At 71.6% G+C, this 25,526-nt stretch carries 20 protein-coding genes; 5 read left to right on the forward strand and 15 right to left on the reverse strand.

The genetic code is table 11. The annotated features are described in order from the left end of the window. Positions 1-78: 78 nt before the first annotated feature. Positions 79-1,065 carry a transcription termination factor NusA gene (gene nusA, locus ACHBTE_RS18100; RefSeq protein ID WP_030958814.1) on the reverse strand — a complete coding sequence of 329 codons (987 nt, stop codon included), beginning with the start codon at positions 1,063-1,065 and terminating at the stop codon, positions 79-81. Between the two features lie 2 nt (positions 1,066-1,067). Further along, positions 1,068-1,574, reverse strand: a complete 507-nt coding sequence (gene rimP, locus ACHBTE_RS18105; RefSeq protein ID WP_394724936.1) for a ribosome maturation factor RimP — start codon at positions 1,572-1,574, stop codon at positions 1,068-1,070. A 217-nt stretch (positions 1,575-1,791) separates the two neighbouring features. Between rimP and ACHBTE_RS18110 the strand changes: the two genes are divergently transcribed. The 3 genes from ACHBTE_RS18110 to ACHBTE_RS18120 all read left to right on the forward strand — a co-directional run bounded on the left by ACHBTE_RS18110 (position 1,792) and on the right by ACHBTE_RS18120 (position 3,785). Then, the gene (locus ACHBTE_RS18110; protein WP_394724937.1) at positions 1,792-2,355 is read left to right on the forward strand and encodes a hypothetical protein; all 564 of its coding nucleotides are present in this window, start codon (positions 1,792-1,794) and stop codon (positions 2,353-2,355) included. Further along, positions 2,352-2,819, forward strand: a complete 468-nt coding sequence (locus ACHBTE_RS18115) for a ferritin-like domain-containing protein (protein WP_394724938.1) — start codon at positions 2,352-2,354, stop codon at positions 2,817-2,819. The genes ACHBTE_RS18110 and ACHBTE_RS18115 overlap by 4 nt, the downstream gene beginning before the upstream one ends. 66 nt (positions 2,820-2,885) lie before the next feature. Beyond that, positions 2,886-3,785, forward strand: a complete 900-nt coding sequence (locus tag ACHBTE_RS18120) for an aminoglycoside phosphotransferase family protein (protein WP_394724939.1) — start codon at positions 2,886-2,888, stop codon at positions 3,783-3,785. A 97-nt stretch (positions 3,786-3,882) separates the two neighbouring features. On the opposite strand, the gene ACHBTE_RS18125 is transcribed toward ACHBTE_RS18120, so the two are convergent. From ACHBTE_RS18125 to ACHBTE_RS18170, 10 genes are all read right to left on the reverse strand, one after another. Next, a complete protein-coding gene (locus tag ACHBTE_RS18125; RefSeq protein ID WP_394724941.1) occupies positions 3,883-5,586 on the reverse strand; it encodes a proline--tRNA ligase in 1,704 nt (567 codons plus the stop codon). Positions 5,587-5,694: 108 nt separating this feature from the next. Next, entirely contained in the window at positions 5,695-6,261 is a 567-nt protein-coding gene (locus ACHBTE_RS18130; protein ID WP_394724942.1) for a GNAT family N-acetyltransferase, read from the reverse strand. 60 nt (positions 6,262-6,321) lie between these two features. Then, entirely contained in the window at positions 6,322-7,170 is an 849-nt protein-coding gene (locus tag ACHBTE_RS18135) for a GNAT family N-acetyltransferase (RefSeq protein WP_394724943.1), read from the reverse strand. 121 nt (positions 7,171-7,291) lie between these two features. Continuing rightward, complete coding sequence (gene ispG / locus ACHBTE_RS18140) at positions 7,292-8,449, reverse strand: flavodoxin-dependent (E)-4-hydroxy-3-methylbut-2-enyl-diphosphate synthase (RefSeq protein ID WP_394724944.1); 1,158 nt, start codon at positions 8,447-8,449, stop codon at positions 7,292-7,294. 203 nt (positions 8,450-8,652) lie between these two features. After that, a complete protein-coding gene (locus ACHBTE_RS18145) occupies positions 8,653-9,945 on the reverse strand; it encodes a M50 family metallopeptidase (protein ID WP_394725031.1) in 1,293 nt (430 codons plus the stop codon). 8 nt (positions 9,946-9,953) lie between these two features. Continuing rightward, positions 9,954-11,210, reverse strand: coding sequence for a 1-deoxy-D-xylulose-5-phosphate reductoisomerase (gene dxr / locus ACHBTE_RS18150; protein WP_394724946.1), 1,257 nt, complete (start codon positions 11,208-11,210; stop codon positions 9,954-9,956). Between the two features lie 117 nt (positions 11,211-11,327). Next, positions 11,328-13,277, reverse strand: coding sequence for an acyl-CoA dehydrogenase family protein (locus tag ACHBTE_RS18155; RefSeq protein WP_394724947.1), 1,950 nt, complete (start codon positions 13,275-13,277; stop codon positions 11,328-11,330). 260 nt (positions 13,278-13,537) lie between these two features. Beyond that, positions 13,538-14,983 (reverse strand): aldehyde dehydrogenase family protein, encoded by a 1,446-nt coding sequence (locus ACHBTE_RS18160; RefSeq protein WP_394724948.1) that lies wholly within the window; start codon positions 14,981-14,983, stop codon positions 13,538-13,540. A 177-nt stretch (positions 14,984-15,160) separates the two neighbouring features. Then, the gene (locus tag ACHBTE_RS18165; protein WP_394724949.1) at positions 15,161-16,843 is read right to left on the reverse strand and encodes a PucR family transcriptional regulator; all 1,683 of its coding nucleotides are present in this window, start codon (positions 16,841-16,843) and stop codon (positions 15,161-15,163) included. 144 nt (positions 16,844-16,987) lie between these two features. Continuing rightward, the gene (locus ACHBTE_RS18170; protein WP_394724950.1) at positions 16,988-19,087 is read right to left on the reverse strand and encodes an ATP-binding protein; all 2,100 of its coding nucleotides are present in this window, start codon (positions 19,085-19,087) and stop codon (positions 16,988-16,990) included. Between the two features lie 230 nt (positions 19,088-19,317). Between ACHBTE_RS18170 and gabT the strand changes: the two genes are divergently transcribed. Together gabT and ACHBTE_RS18180 are read left to right on the forward strand one after the other, a co-directional pair. Continuing rightward, positions 19,318-20,652: a 4-aminobutyrate--2-oxoglutarate transaminase gene (gabT, locus tag ACHBTE_RS18175; RefSeq protein ID WP_394724951.1), complete on the forward strand. Its 1,335-nt coding sequence runs from the start codon at positions 19,318-19,320 to the stop codon at positions 20,650-20,652. A 191-nt stretch (positions 20,653-20,843) separates the two neighbouring features. After that, entirely contained in the window at positions 20,844-21,707 is an 864-nt protein-coding gene (locus ACHBTE_RS18180) for a phosphatase PAP2 family protein (RefSeq protein WP_394724953.1), read from the forward strand. Here the strand turns inward: ACHBTE_RS18180 and ACHBTE_RS18185 are convergent. The 3 genes from ACHBTE_RS18185 to ACHBTE_RS18195 all read right to left on the reverse strand — a co-directional run bounded on the left by ACHBTE_RS18185 (position 21,646) and on the right by ACHBTE_RS18195 (position 25,518). Further along, entirely contained in the window at positions 21,646-23,439 is a 1,794-nt protein-coding gene (locus ACHBTE_RS18185) for a chitinase (protein WP_394724954.1), read from the reverse strand. The genes ACHBTE_RS18180 and ACHBTE_RS18185 overlap by 62 nt on opposite strands. A gap of 86 nt (positions 23,440-23,525) precedes the next feature. Continuing rightward, positions 23,526-23,978: a hypothetical protein gene (locus tag ACHBTE_RS18190; protein ID WP_394724955.1), complete on the reverse strand. Its 453-nt coding sequence runs from the start codon at positions 23,976-23,978 to the stop codon at positions 23,526-23,528. A gap of 112 nt (positions 23,979-24,090) precedes the next feature. Then, entirely contained in the window at positions 24,091-25,518 is a 1,428-nt protein-coding gene (locus ACHBTE_RS18195) for an NAD(P)/FAD-dependent oxidoreductase (protein ID WP_394724956.1), read from the reverse strand. Between the last annotated feature and the right edge of the window lie 8 nt (positions 25,519-25,526).

The following is a 25,526-nucleotide window of genomic DNA, read 5'->3' on the forward strand; positions in this document are numbered from 1 at the left end:
ACCTCACCCCTTTGGGGCAGGATTCGAACAGTTGCCGGGCAATAACGTGACGTAATCTGAGCGCCCGGCGGCTTGGATCTATTCCCCGGCCTGCTCGGTGTCGGGGCGGATGTCGATCCGCCAGCCGGTGAGCCGGGCCGCGAGCCGGGCGTTCTGCCCTTCCTTGCCGATCGCCAGCGACAGCTGGTAGTCGGGCACCGTCACGCGCGCGGAGCGGGCTGCCATGTCCACGACCTCGACCTTGGAGACCCGGGCCGGGGACAGCGCGTTCGCCACCATCTCGGCCGGGTCGTCCGACCAGTCGACGATGTCGATCTTCTCGCCGTTCAGCTCGCCCATGACATTGCGCACCCGGCCGCCCATGGGACCGATACAGGCGCCCTTGGCGTTCAGACCGCTGCGGGTGGACCGGACGGCGATCTTGGTGCGGTGACCGGCCTCACGGGCGATGGCGGCGATCTCGACGGACCCGTCGGCGATCTCCGGCACCTCGAGCGCGAAGAGCTTCTTCACGAGGTTCGGGTGTGTGCGCGAGAGCGTGACGGAGGGGCCGCGGACGCCCTTGGCCACCCGGACGACGTACGAGCGCAGCCGCATGCCGTGCGGATACGTCTCGCCCGGGACCTGCTCCTGTACCGGCAGGATGGCCTCCAGCTTGCCGATGTCCACGAGCACGTTCTTCGGGTCGCGGCCCTGCTGGACCACGCCGGTGACGATGTCGCCCTCGCGGCCGGCGTACTCGCCGAGCGTCGCGTCGTCCTCGGCGTCGCGCAGCCGCTGCAGGATGACCTGCTTGGCGGTGGTGGCGGCGATACGGCCGAAGCCGGACGGGGTGTCGTCGAACTCGCGGGCCTCCTGGCCCTCCTCGAGGTCCTCGGGGTCCTCCTTCGCCCACACGGTCACATGGCCGGTCTCCCGGTTCAGCTCCACGCGCGCGTGGCGGCGGCTTCCCTCGGTGCGGTGGTAGGCGATGAGGAGGGCCGACTCGATCGCCTCGACCAGCAGGTCGAAGGAGATCTCCTTCTCCCGAACCAAGCCCCGCAGGGCACTCATGTCGATGTCCACGGCTACGCCTCCTCTTCCTTCTCGTTCTTGCTGTCCTTGCGGCTGAACTCGACCTGCACGCGCGCCTTGTCGATCTCCTGGAAGCCGAGTCTGCGCGAGGTGGGCTTGCGGCCCTTGACTCCGGGCACTTCGAGGTCGAGTCCTTCGTCGTCGACCTTCAGGATCCTGGCGACCAGTTCGCCGCCCTCGGCCAGTTGGAACTTCACCAGCCGGTCGACGGCGCGCACATAGTGGCGCTGTTCCTTGAGGAGGCGCTCCGCGCCCGGGGTGCCGACCTCGAGGGTGTACTCGCCCTCGCCCATCGCGTCGGTCTCGTCGAGCTTCGCCGAGAGCACACGGCTCACATCGGCGATCCGGTCCAGGTCCGCTCCGGTGTCGGAGTCGACGACGACGCGCAGCACACGCTTGCGTCCGACGGAGTCCACTGCGATCTCTTCGAGATCCAGGCCCTGGGAGCTGACGAGCGGTTCCAGTAGTTCTCGCAGCCTCTCGCTCTGGGTGGTGCTCATCCGGGTGACTCCTCGGCCGCGTGTGCTGTTGTGGGATGGGTCGCTGTCTGGTGAAAGGGTATCGGGTCGCGAGGAGTGTTGCCGTCCACCTGTGCACGAGCGGTGCCGCTGAGTGGTGCCGTCCCCTCGCGCGGGTACGGTGATCACGGGCCTGCGGTCCGCTGATCCCATAGTTGCCTTTGTGCCGCGTTCGTACGACTCCCCGAGGACGTCTGCCGTGCCGTACCCCTCGCCACCGCGCTCCCCCTCGGGGCCGCGCAGAAGAACCCTGCTCGCCTCGGCCGCCGGGGCCGTCCTCCTGGTGGGCTGTTCCTCCGGGTCCGGGGACTCGGACGGCGGTTCGGGCGGGGGCAGTCCGTCGCTCGTGGAGCGGGCACGCGCGCGTGCGGCCCGGGACAGCGAGGGGCTGGTCGGGCGCTACGACGCCGTGCTCGCCGCCCATCCGGTGCTGGCGGAGCTGCTGACACCGTTGCGGACGGCCGCCGTACGGCATGCGGAGGCGTTCGGGGCGGGGGCCCCGGGGCCGTCCGCCACCTCCGGGCCCGGCGAAGTCTCCGCCACGGTGTCCGCGGCGCCGACGACCGCGACGGCGTCGCCGTCGGCCGGCGTTCCGGCGAGCGAGAAGGACGCCCTGGCCGAACTCGCCGCGGCCGAGCGTGAGCTGGCGGACCGGCGGACGAAGGCGCTGGTCGGCCTGCCCGGCGAGCTGGCGCGGCTGCTGGCCTCCGTGGCGGCGGCCGGGGCCGCGCACGCGTACCTGCTGACGGAGGGGACCAAGTGAGCGAGACGGAGACGAGGGACCGACTGACGGCCCTCCAGGCGGCGCTGGCCGCCGAGCACGCGGCGGTCTACGGGTACGGCGTCGTCGGCGGGCGGATCCACGAGGAGCGGCGGGCGCAGGCACGCGCGGCCTATGACGCGCACCGCGCACGGCGGGACGCACTGGCGCGCGCGGTGCGGGATTCGGGCGCCGATCCGGTCGCGGCGAGCGCCGCGTACGCGCTGCCGTTCCCGGTACCGGACTCGGACGCGGCGGTCCTGCTCGCCGCCGAGTTGGAGGACCGGGTGGCCGGCGTGTACTCGGACCTGGTGCGGGCAGCCGAGGGTGAGCTGCGGGGTACGGCCGCCGAGGCGCTGCGGGAGGCGGCGGTGCGGGCGGTGGGCTGGCGGGGCGAGAGCGTAGCCTTCCCTGGGCTGGCCGAGCGGGCGGTCGCTCCGTCGGCAGCGGCGGCGCCCACGGCGTGACGCGGCTGCCGGGGATCGCGTTCGGGCAGGGCACACAGGGGCAGTACGGGAAGGAACGACTCGCGCATGGCTTTCGAACCGCCGCAGCGTCTGGTCAGGGCGCTCGGTGAGACGGCACCGGCCGGCGACGACTGGTTGGGGAGGCTGCCGGAGGCGGCCCACCAGGCCGTCGCGCTACGCGAGTTGACGGTCGAACGGGTGCAGATGCCGGGGGGCCGCAGCAGCCTGGTGATCCTGGTGCGGCGCGCGGACGGCACACCCGCCGTGCTCAAGCTGGCGCCGCCGCGGGCCCGCCCGGAGAGCGAGCGGGCGGCGCTGTCGCACTGGGGCGGCCTCGGAGCCGTACTGCTGCTGGAGCCGGTCGTGACCGAGGGGGTGCTGCTGCTGGAGCGGCTGCATCCGGATCTGTCGGTACGTTCGCTGCCGGAGGCGAAGGCGCTGTTGGAGGCGGCGGGGACGTTGCGGCGGCTGTGGGTCGAGCCGCCGGCGGGGCATCCCTTCGAGACGGTGGCCGACCGGACCGGGCGGCAGGCCGCGGCGATGCGGGCGACCGTGTCGGCGCATGCCGAGGTGACCCCGCTGGTGGACGCCGCCCTCGTGGCCCGCGAGGAGTTGCTGGCCGCACCGCCCGAGCACCGGCTGCTGCACGGCACGTTCCGGCAGAGCAAGGTGCTGGCCGGGGAGCGGACGCCGTGGCTCGCGGTGGGGCCGGATCCGGTGGTGGGTGAGTGCGCGTTCGATCTGGCGCGGCTGGTGCGCGACCGGGTGGAGGACCTGATCGCGCAGCCGTCGGGGGCAGCGACGACCCGCCGGCGGGTGAAGCGCCTTGCGGAGTCACTGGACGTCGATCAGGAGCGGTTGCGGGGGTGGACGCTGTTCCGGGCCGTGGAGTCCGGGGTGCGCGCCCTGCGTGTGGGGCGGGCGCAGGATGCGGAACTGTTGCTGGAGTTCGCGGGCTGGCTGTAGCGGGCCACGAAAGCGTCCGGACGGACCGTTCCCCTCCCTCATGACGTGGTGTCACGTCCTGCGGGGGTCGGGGAACGGCCCGGGGCAAGCGGGATGCTCAGGCGGTCAGGCGGGCGATCGCCTCGTCGACGGTCAGCTCCTCGCGCTCTCCGGTCCTGCGGTCCTTGAGCTCGACGACACCCTCGGCCGCGCGCCGCCCGGCCACCAGGATCTGCGGTACGCCGATCAGCTCCGAGTCCGTGAACTTCACGCCCGGCGAGACGCCCGCCCGGTCGTCGCACAGGACGCGCAGGCCGGCCGCGGAGAGCTTCTCGGAGACGTCGAGGGCGAGTTCGGTCTGGAGTGCCTTGCCGGCGGCGACCACGTGCACGTCGGCCGGAGCGACCTCGGCGGGCCAGCACAGGCCCTTGTCGTCGGCGGTCTGCTCGGCGAGGGCCGCGACCGCGCGGGAGACGCCGATGCCGTAGGAGCCCATGGTCACGCGGACCGGCTTGCCGTTCTGGCCGAGGACGTCGAGCTTGAGGGCGTCGGCGTACTTGCGGCCCAGCTGGAAGATGTGGCCGATCTCGATGGCGCGGTCCAGCTTGAGGCCGGTGCCGCAGTTCGGGCAGGGGTCGCCCTCCTGGACGACCACGACGTCGACGTACTCGTCGACCTCGAAGTCACGGGCCGCGACAACGTTCTTCGCGTGCATGCCCTCCTTGTTGGCTCCGGTGATCCAGGAGGTGCCGGGGGCCACGCGCGGGTCGGCGATGTACTTGACCTTCTCGCCCAGGCCCTGCGGGCCGACGTACCCGCGCACCAGGTCCCGGCGCTCGGCGAAGTCCGCCTCGGTGACCATCTCGACGACGGCCGGCGCGAAGTGCGCCTCGACCTTGTCCAGGTCGACCTCGCGGTCACCGGGGACACCGACGGCGACGATCTCGCCGTCGACCTTGACGAGGAGGTTCTTCAGGGTGGCGGAGGCCGGGACGCCGAGGGAGGCGGCGAGGGTCTCGATGGTGGGGGTGTCCGGGGTCGGGATGTCCTCGAGGGCGGGCACGCCGCCGGCGTCCGCCGCCTTCAGCTCGTACGCGATCGCCTCGGTGTTGGCGGCGAAGTCGCAGCTCGGACAGTCCGCGAAGGTGTCCTCGCCGGCGCCGGCCGGGGCGAGGAACTCCTCCGACTTGGAGCCGCCCATCGCCCCGGCGGTGGCGGCGCAGATGCGGTAGTCGAGGCCGAGGCGCTCGAAGACGCGCTGGTAGGCCTGGCGGTGCAGGGCGTAGGACCGGGCCAGGCCCTCGTCGTCGGTGTCGAAGGAGTAGGAGTCCTTCATCAGGAACTCACGGCCGCGCAGGATGCCGGCCCGGGGGCGGGCCTCGTCACGGTACTTGTGCTGGATCTGGTAGAGGATGACCGGCAGGTCCTTGTAGGAGGACGCCTGGTCCTTCACCAGCAGGGTGAAGATCTCCTCGTGGGTCGGGCCGAGCAGGTAGTCGCCGCCCTTGCGGTCCTTGAGGCGGAACAGCTCCTGGCCGTACTCGTCCCAGCGGCCCGTGGCGTCGTACGGCTCACGGGGCAGCAGCGCGGGGAGCAGCACCTCCTGGGCGCCGATGGCGTCCATCTCCTCCCGGACGATGCGCTCCACATTGGCGAGTACGCGCTTGCCCAGGGGCAGCCAGGACCAGATGCCGGCGGCGGTGCGGCGGACGTAGCCGGCCCGGACGAGGAGCTTGTGGCTGAGGACCTCGGCGTCCGCCGGGTCGTCGCGCAGCGTCTTCGCCATCAACTGGGACATGCGCTGGACCGGTGCGTTCGCCATGGTTCTCGTACTCCTGCTGACGGGGGTCCCCCCGCTCGAGCCCGGGCCGAGAGTGGGGGAGGGTTATGGCAGGAGGTTAGCCGGGGGGTACGGGGCGGTGGAAATCGGTTAGCGGCGGCGCAGCGGGAGAGGGGCGCCCATCACGGCGTACGGCTTCGGGGCGCTGGGGAACAGGACCTGGCGGGCGAGGTCCTCGTAGCCGAGGGAGCGGTAGAGGCCGCGGGCGGGGCTCTCGATGTCGATCGCGGAGAGGATCGAGCGGGGTTCGGTGGCGCCGTCCGTGATGGTGGTGATCAGGGACCGGCCGATGCCGCGGTTCTGGTAGCGGGGGTGGACGTGCAGTTCGGTGATGACGAAGGAGTCGTCGAGCCAGTCGTCGAGGGCCCGGCCGCGGAGGTAGGGCTCGACGACGGTGGACCACCAGTGGGTGCGGTCGTTGGGCATGCCGTAGACGAACCCGACGAGCGACCCCGCGGAAGTGGCGCCGAGGGCACGGGCGCCGGGGTAGGTCATGTGCCGCAGGACGATCTGGCGGCGTACGGCTACTTCGTCGGGGCCGAGTCCGAACGCCACCGCCTGGACGGCGAGGGCTTCGTCGACCCGGGCCGGGAGGTCCAGGGGGCCGATCACGATGTCGTCTGGTTGGCGGCGGTGTGCGTGACCGGGAAGGCGCATGTGGGGAGCGTACAGGGGGTGAAGGTCGTCGTTCGGCCGCGGATGGGGTTGCCGAGACGGTCAGAACAGCACGCTCATGAAGGCGCCGACCTCCTGGAAGCCCACTCTCCGGTAGGTCCTTCGCGCCGCGGTGTTGAAGTCGTTGACGTAGAGGCTGACCACCGGGGCCACGTCCGCGAGGGCGTAGCGCAGGACCGCTGCCATGCCGGGTGCGGCGAGGCCCTGGCCGCGGTACTCGGGGGCGATCCAGACGCCCTGGATCTGGCACGCCCGGTCGGTGGCGGCGCCGATCTCCGCCTTGAAGACGACCTTGCCGTCCTGGTCGAGGCGGGCGAAGGAGCGGCCGGAGCCGACCAGTTCGGCGACCCGGGCCTGGTAGAGGAGGCCGCCGTCGCCGGCCATCGGCGATACGCCGACCTCCTCGGTGAACATCGCCACGCACGCCGGCATGATCGTCTCCATCTCGTCCTTGCGGATGCGGCGGACGTACGGATCCGGGGTGATGTCGGCGGGCATGCGGTCGGTGACCATGAGGGGCTGGTGGGAGCGGACCTCGCGGGCCGGGCCCCAGCCGTGTTCCAGCAGCCGCCACAGCTGGGCGGTGGAGTCGGCGGGGCCGACGATGGAGGAGCAGCGGCGGCCCGCGCGCCGGGCCCGGTCGGCGAAGGCCCGTACCGCCCGCGGGGTCGCGCAGATCGGGACGAGGTTGGCGCCCGCGTAGCACAGGGACGTCAGCATGCCGTCCTCGTACCAGCCCCACATCTCGCCGCCGAGGCGCCACGGGTCGAGGCCGGCGACCTGGACGCGGGAGGTCACGAACGCGTTCGCGACCGGCTCGCGGTCGAGGACGGCGAGCGCGGCGTCCAGGTCACTCGGTTCGAGCACCCGTGAAGTGGTCTGGGTCAACACGTGCGGGGGCCCTCCGGGGGAGCTGCTGGTCTCCGCACTGTACCTGCGGAAGCTTTGACGTGCTGCCCAGCGGGGGTGCCGCCTGCCAGTGCCCGACCGGCGCGCAGAGGAGAGGCCGCCGTCAGCCCGCCACCGACACCGAGGGCTCGCCGCTCGTCACGCCGTCCGCCTCCATCTGCTCGGCCAGCTTCATGGCCTCCTCGATGAGGGTCTCGACGATCTTGGACTCGGGGACGGTCTTGATGACCTCGCCCTTCACGAAGATCTGGCCCTTGCCGTTGCCGGAGGCGACGCCGAGGTCGGCCTCGCGGGCCTCGCCGGGGCCGTTCACCACACAGCCCATGACGGCGACGCGGAGGGGGACCTCCATGCCGGTCAGGCCCGCGGTGACTTCCTCGGCCAGCTTGTAGACGTCGACCTGGGCACGGCCGCAGGACGGGCAGGAGACGATCTCCAGGCCGCGCTGCTTGAGGTTGAGGGACTCCAGGATCTGGATGCCGACCTTGACCTCCTCGGCGGGCGGGGCGCTCAGGGAGACGCGGATGGTGTCGCCGATGCCCTGCGAGAGGAGGGCGCCGAAGGCGACGGCCGACTTGATCGTGCCCTGGAAGGCGGGGCCGGCCTCCGTGACGCCGAGGTGCAGCGGGTAGTCGCACTGGGCGGCGAGCTGCTTGTACGCCTCGATCATCACGACCGGGTCGTTGTGCTTGACCGAGATCTTGATGTCCTGGAAGTCGTGCTCCTCGAAGAGGGACGCCTCCCACAGGGCCGACTCGACCAGGGCCTCGGGCGTCGCCTTGCCGTACTTCTGGAGCAGGCGCCTGTCCAGCGAGCCCGCGTTGACGCCGATGCGGATCGGGGTGCCGTGGTCCTTGGCGGCCCGCGCGATCTCCTTGACCTTGTCGTCGAACTGCTTGATGTTGCCGGGGTTCACACGGACCGCGGCGCAGCCGGCCTCGATGGCCGCGAAGACGTACTTCGGCTGGAAGTGGATGTCCGCGATCACGGGGATCTGGGACTTGCGGGCGATCGTGGACAGGGCGTCGGCGTCGTCCTGGGTGGGGCAGGCCACGCGCACGATCTGGCAGCCGGAGGCCGTGAGCTCGGCGATCTGCTGGAGGGTGGCGCCGATGTCGGAGGTGCGGGTCGTGGTCATCGACTGGACGGAGACCGGGGCGTCGCCACCCACGGCGACCGTCCCGACCTGGATCTGCCGGCTCTTCCGGCGCTCGGCGAGCTTGGTCGGTACGGACGGCATGCCGAGAGAAATCGCAGTCATCTGCTGTGCAACCCCAAGTCGTGGATCAAGGTCTGGCCCCGTCAGCAGCGGGCTCCAGGCTTCGAGATTACGGCACGGCAGCGGGCCCCAGCACTCCCCCACCTCGAATGCGCTCGGCGGGGGGACCCCCTCGGCACGTAAACCCACTCGATGGAAGACGGCCCGGGGATGGTGCCTCCCGGGCCGCCTCGAACGCCGTACGACTAGGAGATTCTGACCGGGTTGACCACGTCCGCGACGAGCACGAGCAGCGTGAAGCAGATGAAGATCCCGGCGACCACGTACGCCACCGGCATCAGCTTCGCCACATCGAAGGGTCCCGGGTCGGGGCGGCGCAGCACCTTCGCCGTGTTGCGGCGCAGCGACTCCCACAGGGCGCCCGCGATGTGGCCGCCGTCGAGCGGCAGCAGCGGGAGCATGTTGAACAGGAACAAGGAGAGGTTGAAGCCGGCCAGGAGGAAGACGAAGGTGGCCAGCTGCTGCGAGGCCGGGATGTCGAGGGTGGCGATCTCGCCGCTGACCCGCGCGGCGCCGACGATGCCCATCGGGGAGTCCTGCTCGCGCGGGCCGTCGCCGAACGCGGCGTCCCACAGGGCGGGGACCTTGGAGGGCAGGGCGATCAGGGAGTCCACGGCATCGCCGACCCGGTCGCCCATCCAGGCCACCGAGTCACCGAAGTCCTGTTTGACGACGCCGGTGGCAGAGCTGAAGCCGAGGAAGCCGGCCTGCACATAGTCGTCCTGGACATAGCCCCCGCCGGCGTCCTTCTTCAGGACCCAGTTGGTGGCGATCTTCGCCTGCAGGGTCAGTTCCTCGCCCTTGCGGTCGACGACGATCGGCACGTCCTTGCCGGCGCTGTCGCGGATGAGGTCGGAGAGGGTGTTCCAGTCCTCGGTGCGCACCCCGTCGAAGGAGACGATCTTGTCGCCGGCCTTCATGCCCGCGGCGGCGGCCGGGGATCTGTCGTCGGACGCCTTGCAGTCCTCGCGCTTCTCGGTCTGGGCGATGACGCACTGGGAGACCGAGCTGACGGTGGTGGTCTGCTGCTGGATGCCGAAGCCCATCAGCACGGTGAGGAAGAGGGCCACCGCGAGGACGAGGTTCATGAAGGGGCCCGCGAACATCACGATGACCCGCTTCCACGGCTTGCGCGTGTAGAAGAGGCGGGTCTCGTCGCCCGGCTTGAGCTCCTCGAACGCGGCCGAGCGGGCGTCCTCGATCATGCCGCGCCAGGGCGAGGTGGAGCGGGCCTCCAGCTTGCCGTCGGGGCCCGGCGGGAACATGCCGATCATGCGGATGTAGCCGCCGAAGGGGATGGCCTTGATGCCGTACTCGGTCTCACCCTTGTTGCGCGACCAGATGGTCGGGCCGAAGCCGACCATGTACTGCGGCACACGGATGCCGAACAGCTTGGCCGTGGACAGGTGGCCCAGCTCGTGCCAGGCGATCGAGAAGAGCAGCCCGACCGCGAACAGCACTATGCCGAGGATGAACATCAGGGTCGTCATGCACGGGCCTCCGCCGTGTGTGCAGCCAGTTCCCGGGCCCGGCTGCGGGCCCAGGTCTCCGCTTCGAGGACGTCCGCGACGGTCAGCGAAGTTCCCGAGCGCGGCGTGCCGTGTTCCTCCACCACCCGCGTCACGGTCTCCATGATCCCGTTGAACGGCAGTGCGCCGGCCCGGAAGGCCTCCACGCACTCCTCGTTGGCGGCATTGAACACCGCCGGTGCCGTGCCCGCGAGCGCACCCACGTGACGTGCCAGGCCGACCGACGGGAACGCGTCGTTGTCGAGCGGGAAGAACTCCCAGGTCGACGCCTTGCTCCAGTCGAACGTGGGCGCGGCGTCGGGGACGCGCTCCGGCCAGCCGAGGCCGATGGCGATCGGCCCGCGCATGTCGGGCGGCGTCGCCTGGGCGATCGTGGATCCGTCGGTGAACTCAACCATCGAGTGGACATACGACTGGGGATGCACGACCACCTCAATGCGGTCGAAGGAAATGTCGTAGAGCAGATGCGCCTCGATGACCTCCAGGCCCTTGTTGACGAGGGTCGCGGAGTTGATCGTGATGACCGGGCCCATGGCCCAGGTGGGGTGGGCGAGGGCGTCCTCGACGGTGACGTTCGCCAGTTCGGCCTTCGTACGGCCGCGGAAGGGGCCGCCGGAGGCGGTGACCACCAGCTTGCGCACGTCCGCGCGCGAGCCCGAGGCCAGCGCCTGGAACAGGGCGGCGTGCTCGGAGTCCACCGGGATGATCTGGCCGGGCTTGGCGAGGGCCTTGACCAGCGGCCCGCCGACGATGAGCGACTCCTTGTTGGCGAGCGCGAGGGTGCGGCCCGCCTCAAGGGCGGCGAGGGTGGGGGCGAGACCGATGGAGCCGGTGATGCCGTTGAGGACGGTGTGGCAGTCGGAGGCGGCGAGCTGGGTGGCGGCCTCCGGGCCGGCGAGGATCTCGGGGAGCGGCTCCCCGGTGCCGTACTGGGCGGCGAGTGCCTCCCGCAGGGCCGGTACGACGTCCTCGCGGGCGACGGCGACGGTCCGTGCCTTCAGCCGGTACGCCTGCTCGGCGAGGAGGGCGACCCGGCCGCCGTTGGCGGACAGGGCGGTGACCCGGAACCGGTCGGGGTTGCGCAGCACCAGGTCGATGGCCTGGGTGCCGATGGAGCCGGTGGAGCCGAGGATCACCACGTCCTTGGGGCCGTCGCCCGCCACGGGGTCGTAGACGAGGTGCGGGTCTGCGAGAGGGGCTGGACTGTCGCTCATCCCTCCATTGTGGCCGTAAGGGAAGCCGGGAAGGACAGGGGCGTCCCCATCCGGGGTGACCGGATGGTGCGGGGCGGCTGCGGGCAGTGACCCGGCAGCGGCCCCGCACCCCGTCGGTCACCGGATCGGGCGGTGCAGGTTCTCCCGTTCGCTCGGGCCGGGCGCCGCGTCCGCGATCCATACGCCGCCGTCGTCCGACGGGTCGACGATGCCCTGCTCGAGCCACTCGTACGTGCCCGACATCACGCCCTTGACGACCTTGCGGTCGACGTCGTCGGTGTTGGACCACAGGCGCCCGAACAGCTCCTCGATGCGCAGGCGGGCCTGGCGGCAGAAGGTGTCGGCGAGTTGGTAGGCCTCGCGGCCGTGTTCGCCCTGGCCGCGCAGGTGTTCGGCGCGGACACAGGCCGCGCTCATGGCGAACAGTTCGGCGCCGATGTCGACGACACGGCCCAGGAAGCCCTGCTTGGTCTCCATACGGCCCTGCCAGCGGGACATGCCGTAGAAGGTGGAGCGGGCGAGCTTGCGGGACGTGCGTTCGACGTAGCGCAGATGCGCGGCGAGGTCGACGCCCTGCTTGAACTCTCCGTACGTGTACGGCAGTTGTCCCTGGCCCGCGACCAGCTTCGGGAGCCACTTGGCGTAGAAGACACCGGCGTTCGCGCCGGCCTTCGCCTTGTCCTGGAGGGACTTGTCGGGGTCGATGAGGTCGCCGGCGACCGACAGGTGGGCGTCGACGGCCTCGCGGGCGATCAGGAGGTGCATGATCTCCGTCGAGCCCTCGAAGATGCGGTTGATACGCAGGTCGCGCAGGACCTGCTCGGCGGGGACGCCACGTTCGCCGCGTGCCCTGAGCGAGTCGGCCGTCTCGAAGCCGCGGCCGCCGCGGATCTGTACGAGCTCGTCGGCGATCTTCCAGGCCATCTCGGAGGCGTAGAGCTTGGCGAGGGCGCCTTCGATGCGGATGTCGTTGCGGTCCTCGTCGGCCATCTGGGAGGCCAGGTCGGTCACGGCCTCCAGGGCGAAGGTGGTGGCCGCGATGAAGGAGATCTTCGAGCCGACGGCCTCGTGGTGGGCGATCGGCTTGCCCCACTGCTCGCGGGCCGCCGACCACTCGCGGGCGATCTTCAGGCACCACTTGCCGGCCGCGACGCAGGACGCGGGCAGCGACAGCCGTCCCGTGTTCAGCGTGGTGAGCGCGATCTTCAGGCCGGCGCCCTCGGGGCCGATGCGGTTGGCGGCGGGGACGCGGACCTGGTGGAAGCGCGTGACGCCGTTCTCGATGCCGCGCAGGCCCATGAAGGCGTTGCGGTTCTCGACGGTGATGCCGGGCGAGTTGGTCTCCACCACGAAGGCGGTGATGCCGCCCTTGTGGCCCTCGGACTTCGGCACCCGGGCCATGACGACGAGGAGGTCGGCGACCACGCCGTTGGTCGTCCACAGCTTGACGCCGTCGAGGATGTAGTGGTCGCCGTCGGGTACGGCTGAGGTGGCCAGCCGCGCCGGGTCGGAGCCGACGTCGGGCTCGGTGAGCAGGAAGGCGCTGATGTCGGTGCGGGCGCAGCGCGGCAGGAAGCGTTCCTTCTGCTCGGGGGTGCCGAACAACTTCAGCGGCTGCGGTACGCCGATCGACTGATGGGCGGAGAGCAGGACGCCGATCGCGGCGGAGGCCGAGCCGGCCAGGGCGAGCGCCTTGTTGTAGTAGACCTGGCCGAGGCCGAGGCCGCCGTACTTGGTGTCGATCTTCATGCCGAAGGCGCCGATTTCCTTCAGGCCGTCGATCACCTCGTCGGGGATCCGGGCCTCGCGCTCGATGAGGGCGCCGTCGACCTTCGTCTCGATGAAGTCACGCAGTTTGGCGAGGAACTCCTCGCCGCGCTGGGTGGCCTCGTCGGTGGGCATCGGGTGGGGGTGGATGAGGTCGAGGCGGAAGCGGCCGAGGAAGAGCTCCTTGGCGAAGCTGGGCTTACGCCACTCCTGTAGTCGTGCCTCCTCCGCCACCTGGCGTGCCTCACGTTCGGTGACGGTGGGGCGTCCGGAAGAGGAAGACGTGGGTGCTGCGGACATGAGGCTCACCTCGCCGCGAATCGGGATCTCGGGCCGTTTGGTTACCGACGGGTGCTACCCGATCGTATGTACCCGATTACGGGCGCGCCCACCACCCCAGGCGCGACCGTTCAGCCGGAAGGTTGCCGCCGGGCGTAAGCGGCGGCGCTCACAGCCCGACGGCCGGAGCCCCCGCACAGCGGGCTCCGGCCGTCGGTCAGAGGTCGTCCTCAGAGGTCGTCCTCAGAGGTCTTCTTCAGAAGCTCTTCGTCAGAAGGTCCTCACAGCGCGAGCCCGGTGAGGACCAGCACCCGCTCGTAGGTGTAGTCGTCCATCGCGAACCGCACGCCCTCGCGTCCGACACCGGACTGCTTGGCGCCGCCGTACGGCATCTGGTCGGCGCGGTAGGAGGGGACGTCGCCGACGACCACGCCGCCGACCTCGAGCGCCCGGTGGGCGCGGAAGGCGGTCTGGAGGTCGTGGGTGAACACGCCTGCCTGGAGGCCGTACTTGGAGTCGTTGACGGCGGCGAAGGCGGCGGCCTCCCCGTCGACCTTCTGCACGGTGAGGACCGGCCCGAAGACCTCCTCGCAGGCGAGGGTGGCGTCGGCCGGTACGTCGGTGAGGACGGTCGGCGCGTAGGAGGCGCCGTCGCGCTTGCCGCCGGTGAGGAGCTTCGCCCCGGCGGCGACGGCCTCGTCGACCCAGCTCTCGACGCGCTTGGCGGCGTCCTCGCTGACGAGCGGCCCGACATCCGTCTTGTCGTCGCCCGGGTCGCCGGTGACCTGGGCCTCGACGGCGGCGACGATGCGCGGCAGCAGACGGTCGTGGACGGAGGAGTCCGCGATCACCCGCTGCACGGAGATGCAGGACTGGCCGCCCTGGTAGTTGGAGAAGGTGGCGATGCGGCCGGCGGCCCAGTCGAGGTCGGCGTCGGAGGCGTAGTCGCCGAGCACGACCGCGGCGCCGTTGCCGCCGAGCTCCAGGGTGCAGTGCTTGCGCGGCACCGAGTCCATGATCGCGTAGCCGACCTTCTCGGAACCGGTGAAGGAGATGACCGGCAGGCGCTCGTCCTGGACCAGCGCGGGCATCTTGTCGTTCGGGACCGTCAGGATGCTCCAGGAGCCGGCCGGCAGGTCCGTCTCGGCGAGCAGATCACCGAGGATCAGCCCGGACAGCGGGGTGGCCGGGGCGGGCTTGAGGATGATCGGCGCGCCGGCGGCGATGGCCGGGGCGACCTTGTGGGCGCAGAGGTTCAGCGGGAAGTTGAACGGGGCGATCCCGAGCACGACGCCCTTGGGGAAGCGCCGGGTGAGGGCGAGGCGCCCCTGGCCGCCGAGGTCGGTGTCGAGCCGCTGGGCCTCGCCGCCGTTGAACCGCCGGGCCTCCTCGGCCGCGAACCGGAACACGGAGACGGCACGGCCGACCTCGCCGCGCGCCCACTTCAGGGGCTTGCCGTTCTCGGCGGAGATCAGCTGGGCGATCTCCTCGGTGCGCTCGGCGAGGCGCTTGCTGACGTGGTCGAGCGCGGCGGCGCGCACATGGGCCGGGGTCGCGGCGAAGTCCTCGCGGACGGCGTACGCGGCGGCCACGGCCTCCTCGATCTGCGCGTCCGTCGGCACGCTCACCTTGCCGACGAGCCGCCCGTCCCACGGCGAGGTGACATCGAAGCTGTCCTCGCCGGTGACCTGGCGGCCGGCGAGCCAGAAGGCGTGGGTGGAAGTCATGTGAGTTCCCGGCCCTTCCGCGTTGGGGGTGTCCTGGTGTGTCGGGGTCCACGGTAGGGGGGTGGGGGCGGCGGGGTGCTTGTCCGCGCTGTAGTGGTGAGACCGGGAGGTGCGCCGATTTGGCGTACGCGCGTGGAGGGAACGCGCGTGGAGGGAACTTCGGCCGGCTCCGGGGCGCTACTCCGACGACGTCGCCTTCAACGCCAGCCAGAGCTCCATCCGCACATCCGCGTCGTCCAGCGAACGCCCCAGGATCTCCTCCACCCGCCGCATCCGGTACCGCAACGTGTGCCGGTGCACCCCCAGGTCCGCAGCCGCCGCGTCCCACTGCCCGTGCCGCGACAGCCACGCCCGCAGCGAGGCGACCAGATCCCCCCGCCCGGTGGCGTCGTGCTCGTGCAGCGCCCGCAGCAGCCCGTCGGCGAACGCCTTCACCGCGTCGTCGGCGAGCAGCGGGAGCACCGACCCGGCGGCCAGCTGCTCGTGCTCCACGCAGACCCGTCCCCGTCGCCGCGCCACCGAGAGGGCCTGCTCGGCCTGCTTGTACGCGGCCGCCGCGGCGATCGGCCCGGCCGGCGCCGAGAGCCCCACGACCAGCTCCTCCTCGTCGGTCGCCGCATGCCCTTCCGCCGCGCCGCCCGACCGCGCCGCCTCCAGTGCCGCCGCGTACTCCACGATGGCCGAGACCGCCGCACCTCCGTCCGCGGCGAGCACCACCACCCGGGCGCTCTCCCCCTCCCCCTCCGGCACCACGAGCACCGCCTCCCCGGCCCGGGCCGCCGCCGACTCCGCGATCTCGGTGAGGGCGCCCAGCGGATCGCTGTGCGCTCCCCCGGACGCGAAGGCCAGCGCCGCGGCCGACGCCTTGGTGAGCGCCACCCGCGCCCCGGAGTCCACCACCCGCGCCGCCGACACCGACGCCGCCTCGGCGACGATCACCCGGAAGGGCGCGTCCAGGAGCCCCCCGTACAGGCCCCCCGCCACGGCCCGCGCATGGTCCGGCTCCCCGGCGAGCAGCATGCGCAGCACCGCCGCCCCGACCCGCTGCTCGGCCGCGTGCAGTGACCGGGAGCGTTCCGTCGTGAGCGTCAGCAGCGCGATGGCCGAGTGGACGGCGTATCGCTCGGCGGTGCCCAGCGCCGCCGCGGTGCCGACGGCGAGGGCCGCGCGCGGCCGGCGCCCGGTGCCCAGGGTGTGCAGCTCGACGCGGTCCTCGTGCTCGGGCCCGCCCACCACCGCCGACGCCGGCGCGGGCCGCTCCCGCAGCCGCTCCACATCCGCGGTGAGCCGTGCCGCCCGCCGCCCCGCCCACTCGGGCGCCGCCGCGACCACTGCGCCGGCGGCGTCGTACAGCGCCGCCCAGCCGTTGACCTGTGAGGCGAGCGCGGCCAGCAGCCCTTCGGGGCCGGCGTTCAGGGTCTGCTTCGTCAGCTCCCGCTGGGCCGCGAAGCCCGCCGTCACCGCCCGGTACTGGTCCGCCGCGATCGCCGCCGACACCGCCTTGCTGATGGCGAGGAAGGGCGTCCGGCGCGGTACTTCGAGCAGCGGCAGGCCCTCCTCCTCGGCCGCGTCGATGAGCGCCTTCGGGACCTCTTCGTAGTTGACGCCGATCGCGAAGCCGAGTCCGACCACGCCCGCGCCGACCAGCCGCCGCACATAGCGCCGCATCGCCTCGGGGTTCTCCGCGTCCAGCTTGAGCGCGGTGACCAGCAGCAGCTCCCCGCCCTCCATATAGGGGACGGGATCGGCGAGCTCACTGACGTGCGCCCAGCGCACGGGCACGTCCAGGCGGTCCCCGCCGGCCCGCACGGTCAGCTTGAGCGCGGAGTGGTGGACGAGCGAGGCGAGCGTCGGGGGCATGGGGCCTTCACATCCGTGGGAGCTGTGTGATCACGAGGCATCACCGATGTGATCGCTGTGATCTTTTGGCCGCCATGTATGAACGACCTGTGCCGATTCTGCCTCACCGTACGGTCGCGCGTGACCCGGCTCCGGATGCCGGCGTCACCCCCGCAAGTCCACGAGCAACGGCGGCGCGTGCTCGCCCTGCACACTGGTGAGCGACAGCACCGCATGCCCCGGCGGCACCGCGTGCGCCAGCTCGGAGGCCGACCACCGCTCCCGCTCGACCTGCCGCACGGTCACCGCCCGCGCGGTCGGCGCCTTGCCGGTGATCACCCGCCGCAACGCGTGCACCGCCTTCCCGGCCGGGGTCTCCGCGATGATCTGCCGGTCGGTGACGTCCCGCGCCTCGGTCCACTCCTTGCCCCAGACCTCGGCGAAGTCCTGCCCGTCCCAGGGCGTGACCCCGGCCAGCGCCATCCGGCACCCGGCGGCCCCGAGCAGCGGGCCGCGCAGCGGCCTCGGTACGTCGTCCAGGGAGCGCAGTGTGAGCACGGCCCCCGCGTTGCCCGACCGCAGCCGCTGGATGCCCCGGACGGCCTCGGGTGTGACCACGCCGGTCGCGTCGTCGAGGACCAGGCAGGCGAACAACGACCGGTCCTCGCGTACCGCGACGCTCGCCGTGAACTGGGCCACCACCAGCCGTGCCAGCATCCGCGAGGCCTCCGCGTGCCCGCGCGCGGGCAGATCGACCCGGACCCGGACGGGATGGTCGAGGGCCTTCAGCGAGAACGGCCGAGACTGCCCCGAGGTGTCGAAGAACCCGGCGAACGCCGGCCGGTCGAGCAGCGCCACCCGGTCCGCGAGCACCGCCGCCACATCTCCGGGGTGCCCCAACTGCCGCTCCCGGGCGTCCAGTTCCCGCACCAGCGACTCCTGCCCGGACCCCTTCAGACCGGTGCGCAGCGCGCCGAGCGCCCCGGGCGCGCCGTCCAGCAGCTGCCGTAGCTCCGGCACGGAGGGGAAGCGGTCGTGGACCGCCCGGAACGGGCCGAGCAGCTGGGCCAGCACGGTCGTGGAACGCCGGCTGTCGCTGCCGGGATGCGGGTCGGCGAGGTCCCCGACGAGCGCCTCGGCGAGCACGGCCGCGGCCTCGTCGGGGTCGCTGGTGCCGCCGTAGAGGTCGAGGTCGTACACCGAGTCGGGGTTGCCGATCCGGACGACCACGTCGTACCCGTCCGCCGGTCCGAGCCCGGCGCCCGCCGCGCCGACCACGACGACCGCGGCCCGGCCGGCCAGCGCGTGCAGACACAGCGACTCGGCGACCGGCCGCACCACGGTTTTGGTCTTGCCGGACCCGGCGGGCCCGACGGCCAGCAGGGAGGTGCCGAGCAGATCGGGTCCGAGGCCGAGCCCGGTACCCCGGTAGGCGTACGGGTTGCGCGGGTCGTCGGCGGTCGTACCGAGCCGCACCTGGCCGCTGACCAGGTCGTGCCGGGCGACCCGGGAGGGCAGGTCGCGCTCGCCCGAGGGGTGCAGACAGGCGGCGGCCCCGTCCTTGAGCACGGCGCCCGTGAAGGCGGCGAGGTCGTGCCGCCCGCTGCGCACGCCCTGCCAGGCGCGGGTGATCCGGGCGTAGTCGACGTCGCGCATCAGCCCCGACCGGGCATCGGCGGCGAGCCGCTCGGCGGCGTCCTCGGCCCCGGCTGCGCGCAGGGCCGACCAGGAGGCGAGGTCCTGCTCGGGAGCGGGCGCGGGCTCGGCCGTCGGTGCGGTGGGCCGCCAGGCGGGCGGGCCGAAGCGCCGCCAGACCTCGCCCCAGCGGCCCAGACGGCCGACGACGAGCATGATGCCGACGGCGATGAGTGTGTAGTAGCTGTACCAGAGGACGGCGTTGCCGACCCGGTCGTTGTTCTCGCGCCAGGAGTCCGGCGTGAACAGCTCCAGGGGCAGCACCCACCAGCCGCCGAGGTAGCCGTTCCACAGCAGGGACCAGACCAGCCAGCCGACCAGGAAGGCGATCAGCGCCCCGCTCAGCAGCTGGCGCGTCGGGATCCGCTCGGGCTCCTCGTCCGGCCGGGGGACATGGCCGAACCGCCACACCCCCGGCAACGCCGCGGGCCTGGACGTACGCAGCCAGGTCAGAAACGCCGACCCGCCGACGCCGGGCGGCGCCGAGGGCATCGGCGGTACGGCGGAGCGTGATCGCGGCACGGGCGTCGCGTGCGTGCCCCGCGCGTCCTGCGTCCCGTCGCTGTCCATCGCCCTTGCCCCCTGACCAGCCGTTCCATCCACCGTCAGCGAGCCAATCTAACGCCCTCGCATGGGGAGTTCACCGCTTACGCGGCCGGGCGTTCCGGGGAACGCCATGTCCATCACGGACAACACGCCGCGCCGACAACGCCCACATGGAGCATGCCGACCCCCCGCTCCCCGGCCTAGCCTGCGAGAAAAGAGAAGACAAGCGTCCGCACCACCCCCAGGAGCCCCCCATGAGCGCACTTCCCCAGGAGCGCCGCGTCGTCACCGCCATCCCCGGCCCGAAGTCGCAGGAGCTTCAGGCCCGCCGTACCGCCGCGGTCGCGCAGGGCGTGGGCTCCGTGCTGCCCGTGTTCACCGCGCGTGCGGGCGGCGGCATCATCGAGGACGTCGACGGCAACCGTCTCATCGACTTCGGTTCCGGCATCGCCGTGACCAGCGTCGGCGCCTCCGCCGAGGCCGTCGTACGCCGGGCCTCCGCGCAGCTCGCCGACTTCACCCACACCTGCTTCATGGTCACGCCGTACGAGGGCTACGTGGAGGTCGCCGAGGCCCTCGCCGAGCTGACCCCGGGCGACCACGCCAAGAAGAGCGCCCTGTTCAACTCGGGCGCCGAGGCCGTCGAGAACGCCGTCAAGATCGCGCGTGCGTACACCAAGCGCCAGGCCGTCGTCGTCTTCGACCACGGCTACCACGGCCGTACGAACCTCACGATGGCGCTCACCGCCAAGAACATGCCGTACAAGCACGGCTTCGGCCCGTTCGCGCCCGAGGTCTACCGGGTGCCGGTGGCGTACGGCTACCGCTGGCCGACCGGTCCGGACAACGCCGGCCCCGAGGCCGCCAAGCAGGCCATCGACATGATCAGCAAGCAGGTCGGCGCCGAGAACGTCGCCGCGATCATCATCGAGCCGGTGCTCGGCGAGGGCGGCTTCATCGAGCCGGCCAAGGGCTTCCTGCCGGAGATCGTGAAGTTCGCGAACGACAACGGGATCGTGTTCGTCGCCGACGAGATCCAGTCCGGCTTCTGCCGCACCGGCCAGTGGTTCGCCTGCGAGGACGAGGGCATCGTCCCAGACCTGATCACCACCGCCAAGGGCATCGCGGGCGGTCTGCCGCTCGCCGCGGTGACCGGCCGCGCCGAGATCATGGACGCCGCGCACGCCGGCGGCCTGGGCGGCACCTACGGCGGCAACCCGGTGGCCTGCGCCGGCGCCCTCGGCTCGATCGAGACGATGAAGGAGCTCGACCTCAACGCCAAGGCGAAGAACATCGAGGCGATCATGAAGGCCCGCCTCACCGCCATGGCCGAGAAGTTCGACATCGTGGGCGACATCCGCGGCCGTGGCGCCATGATCGCCATCGAGCTGGTCAAGGACCGCGCCACCAAGGAGCCGAACCCGGAGGCGACCGCCGCGCTCGCCAAGGCCTGCCACGCCGAGGGCCTGCTGGTCCTTACCTGTGGCACCTACGGCAATGTGCTGCGTTTCCTGCCGCCGCTGGTCATCGGCGAGGACCTGCTGAACGAGGGCCTCGACATCATCGAGCAGGCCTTCGCCCGTATCTGAGGTCACAGCAAAACCACTGGTGGGCGACCGGATTTCGTCCCGGTGGCCCCATGCGCCCCAGCCCTGACACCGCACGCGGTTCCGGGGCTGGGGCGGCCGTCGTCAGAGCGTGTGAAGAAGGTGTGCGAGGTGGATGTCAGGACTCGATTCCACCTGTCTAACCCCCTCCCCCTGTCGTAGGTTCTAAGCAGATGAGAGATACACCCCGCCCAGAGGGGACTCTGGGTGACATCGGGGCGAGGCCTCCCCAGCTTCGACCTGGTCGTGCCCTCGCGCACACAACCGGCGCTTCCGGCTCCGGATCTCCTCACCGATCGGACAGTCGCCCGCCCCAAACCCCCCGGGGCGCGCGGCCATCCGATCCGGACGGCCGCCTCGGAACCACCCCCCCTGTTCCGGGGCGGCCGACCTCCCTCTTTCTCCTTCTCGGGCTTCCCGCCCTGCTCTTCACGCTCATCACCTGGCAGGTCGTGACCGAGGGCCCGCTGCTGGACGTCGACGCGACGGTCAGCCGGGCCCTGGTCCACCCGGACCGCCTCTCCGAACTCCTCGCCGATCTCGGCAATGTGCCGGTGGCCGTGCCGGTCCTCGCCGCGGCGCTGGTGTACGCCGCCTGGCGCCATCGACGCATTGGTGCACACCACTGGTGGCTGCCGGCCGCCTCCGCGACACTGCTCATGGCGCTGGTCCCGGCGCTGGTGGTGCCCCTCAAGCTGCTGACCGACCGCCCCGGCACCCCCGTCGTGCCGCCCGCCACCGGCTACTACCCGTCCGGCCACACGGCCACGGCCGCCATCGCCTACGGGGCCGCGACCCTGCTGCTCCTCCCTTGGCTGAAGTCCGCCCCCGCCCGCCGCGTGCTGCTCGCCGTCTGCGCCACCCTCAACCTCGGCGTCGGTTTCGGGCTGGTCCGGCGCGGCTACCACTGGCCACTGGACGTCGTGGCCAGTTGGTGCCTCGGCACGATGCTGCTCACGCTGCTGTGGCTGCTCCTCAGCCGAAGTAGCCGTCGAACGTCCGCTGGAACTCCCAGTTCGAGTAGCGGTCCCAGTTGATCGACCAGGTCATCAGGCCGCGCAGGGCCGGCCAGGTGCCGTGGGTCCGGTACGAGCCGCAGTTGGTCTTCTTCGTCAGACAGTCCAGGGTCTTGGTGACCTCGGCCGGGGGGACATGTCCGTTGCCCGCGTTGGTGGAGGCGGGCATGCCGATCGCCACCTGGTCCGGGCGCAGCGGCGGGAAGACGTTGTTCGCGTCGCCCGCGACCGTGAAGCCGGTGAGCAGCATGTCGGTCATGGCGATGTGGAAGTCGGCGCCGCCCATCGAGTGGTACTGGTTGTCCAGGCCCATGATCGGGCCCGAGTTGTAGTCCTGGACGTGCAGGAGCGTCAGGTCGTCGCGCAGGGCGTGGATGACCGGGAGGTACGCGCCCGACCTCGGGTCCTGGCCGCCCCACTTGCCGGTGCCGTAGTACTGGTAGCCGAGCTGGACGAAGAAGGTCTCCGGGGCCATGGTGAGCACGAAGTCGTCGCCGTACCGGGCCTTCAGGGTCTTCAGCGCCGAGATGAGGTTGACGACGACCGGCGTCTTGGGGTTCTTGAAGTCCGTGTCGTCGGCGTTCAGGGAGAGCGAGTGGCCTTCGAAGTCGATGTCGAGGCCGTCCAGGCCGTACTCGTCGATGATCTTGGAGACGGAGGACACGAAGGTGTCCCGCGCGGCCGTCGTCGTCAGCTGCACCTGGCCGTTCTGGCCGCCGATGGAGATCAGCACCTTCTTGCCGGCCGCCTGCTTGGCCCTGATCGCCGCCTTGAAGTCGGCGTCGCTCTCGACGTTCGGGCACTCGCTGACGGGACAGCGCTCGAAGCGGATGTCGCCCGAGGTGACCGAGGTGGGCTCGCCGAAGGCCAGGTCGATGACGTCCCAGCTGTCGGGCACGTCGGCCATCCGGGTGTAGCCGGAGCCGTTGGCGAAGCTCGCGTGGAGGTAGCCGACCAGGGCGTGGGCCGGGAGGTCGGTGCCCCCGCCGCCCGGCCGGGCGGTCGTCGTGGCGGTCACCGTGGCCGACCGCGCCGACTCGCCCGCCTCGTTCACCGCGGCGACCTGGAAGCTGTACGCCGTTGAGGGCGAGAGCGCGCCGACGGTGGCCGAAGTGCCGCTCACCGTCCGGACCTTGACGCCGTCGCGGTAGACGGCGTAGCCCGTCGCGCCGGTGACCGCCGTCCAGGACAGGGCGACGCTGGAGGAGGTGACGGCTCCGGTCTTCAGGCCGGTGGGCGGCGCGGGCGGCTGGGTCGCGTCCGAGCCCGGTCCGACCAGGGAGATGTCGTCGGCGTGGTAGGCGCCGGTGCCGTACCAGCCGTGGGTGTAGAGGGTGACGCGGGTGGTGGTGGGGCCGGTGCGGAAGGTCGTCGTGAGCTGCTGCCAGGTGGGCGCCGACTGGGCCCAGGCGGAGACGTCGGTGGTGCCGGTGCCGCTCGCGCCGAGGTGGACGTAGGAGCCGCGGACGTATCCCGACAGGGTGTACTGCGCGTCGGGTTTCACGGTCACCGTCTGCGCGCACCGGGCGTTGTCAGCGCCCGAGGGGGTCGCCCGGAGCGCGGAACTCCCGCTGCGCACCGGCGAGTTCACGGTCGTACCGGCGGTGCAGGTCCAGCCGTCGAGGCCGGACTCGAAACCGCCGTTGCGGGCGAGGTCCGCGTCGGCCGCACGGGCGGCCGAGGAGAGCGCGGTGACGCCGGACAGGGTCAGTGCCGCGGCGATGAGGAAGGCGAGCGGTCTGGAGCGATCCACAAGGGCCTCCGGGCATGGGGGAATTGGAGGGTGGCGCCGCCCACAACTTGGTCCAGACCAATCCGCTTGTCAAGAGTTCCCGCAGGCTACCCCTCCCCTTCCGTCGCCAGTCCCGCCGCCGCCTCGTGCATGGCCAGTTCGAGGAGCGCCGGGTCAGTGAGGGTGCCGCCGCCGTCCGGCGGGACCAGCCAGCGCACGCCCCCGGTGGCGCGGCCCGGGTAGGGAACGACGATCCAGGTGCCCGCGCCCGCGGTGCGGATGCCGGTGCCCAGCCAGCGCGCGGCCGTGCCGGGCGGCACGAAGAAGCCCATGCGTGAGTCGCCGAAGTCGACCAGGACGGGGCCTGGTCGGTCGAGGACGCGGGTGAGGACGTCGAGCGTGGGATAGCCGAGCTCGGCCGGCAGGATGAGCACGTCCCAGGCCTTGCCGGCCGGCAGCAGGGCGACCCCGTGCGGGTTGCGCTCCCACTCCCAGCGGCAGGCCTCGGGATTCGGAGCGACGGATGTCAGCCACTCCACCGCCGCCTTCACCCCTGTCATGACGGTGACCTCCCTTTCTGTCGTGGACGCCGGTCGCATCACGAGGGAGAGAGAGGTCACCTGGCGGCATTACGCGGGTTTCCCCGCCCAATTCGAAGTGAGCCCAGTCACATCAGCTGTCGAAGCCGAGGCCCAGCCGGTCCATCGTCCTCAGCCAGAGGTTGCGGCGCCCGCCGTGCGCGTCCGCGCGGGCCAGCGACCACTTGGTGAGGGCGATACCGGTCCAGGCGAAGGGTTCCGGCGGGAAGGGCAGCGGCTTCTTGCGCACCATCTCGAGCTCGGTGCGCTCGGTGCGCTCCCCCGCCAGCAGGTCCAGCATCACGTCCGCGCCGAACCGGGTGGCGCCGACGCCGAGGCCCGTGTAGCCCGCCGCGTACGCCACCTTGCCCTGGTGGGCGGTGCCGAAGAACGCCGAGAAGCGGGAGCAGGTGTCGATGGCGCCGCCCCAGGCGTGCGTGAAGTCGATGCCTTCCAGCTGCGGGAAGCAGGTGAAGAAGTGCCCGGCGAGCTTGGCGTACGTCTCCGGACGGTCGTCGTACTCGGCGCGCACCCGGCCGCCATACGGGTAGATCGCGTCGTAGCCGCCCCACAGGATCCGGTTGTCGGCGGACAGCCGGAAGTAGTGGAACTGGTTCGCCGAGTCGCCTAGGCCCTGGCGGTTCTTCCAGCCGATCGACGTGAGCTGCTCCTCGGTGAGCGGCTCGGTCATCAGGGCGTAGTCGTAGACCGGCACGGTGTAGGCGCGTACCCGCCTGACCAGGTTGGGGAAGATGTTGGTGCCGAGGGCGACCTGGCGGGCGCGCACCCGGCCGTAGGGCGTGCTCACCGCCATGCCGGCACCGTACGGCTTCAGCGTGAGGGCGGGGGTGTGCTCGTACACGCGGACGCCGAGGTCCATGCAGGCCCGCTTCAGGCCCCACACCAGCTTGGCCGGGTTGAGCATGGCCACGCCCCGGCGGTCGTAGAGGCCGGCCTGGAAGGTCGGGGAGTCGACCTGGGCGCGCACCTCCTCGGCGTCCAGGAACTCGACGCCGTCGGCGAGGCCCTTTTCCCGCAGTTCCTCGTACCAGTCGCGCAGTTCCCTCGCCTGGTAAGTCTCGGTGGCTACGTCGATCTCGCCGGTGCGTTCGAACTCGCAGTCCAGGGAGTAGCGGGCGACCGCGCTCTCGATCTCGTCGAGGTTCCGGGCGCCCAGCTCCTCCAGTTTGTGGATCTCGTCCGGCCAGCGGGTCAGCCCGTTGGGCAGGCCGTGGGTGAGGGAGGCGGCGCAGAAGCCGCCGTTGCGGCCGGAGGCGGCCCAGCCCACCTCGCGGCCTTCGAGCAGGACCACGTCCCGCTGCGGGTCGCGCTCCTTGGCGAGAAGCGCGGTCCACAGTCCGCTGTACCCGCCGCCGACGACCAGCAGATCGCAGGTCTCGGCGGTGGTGAGGGCGGGTTCGGGGCGGGGCCTGCCGGGGTCGTCCAGCCAGTACGGGACCGGCTGGGCTTCAGAGAGGGCCTTCGTCCATTTACTGCCGGAACTCATGGCGCTCGGGGCCATGATTTCAA

Origin of the sequence: Streptomyces sp. M41, from assembly GCF_043673425.1 — a bacterium.
Classification (GTDB): domain Bacteria; phylum Actinomycetota; class Actinomycetes; order Streptomycetales; family Streptomycetaceae; genus Streptomyces.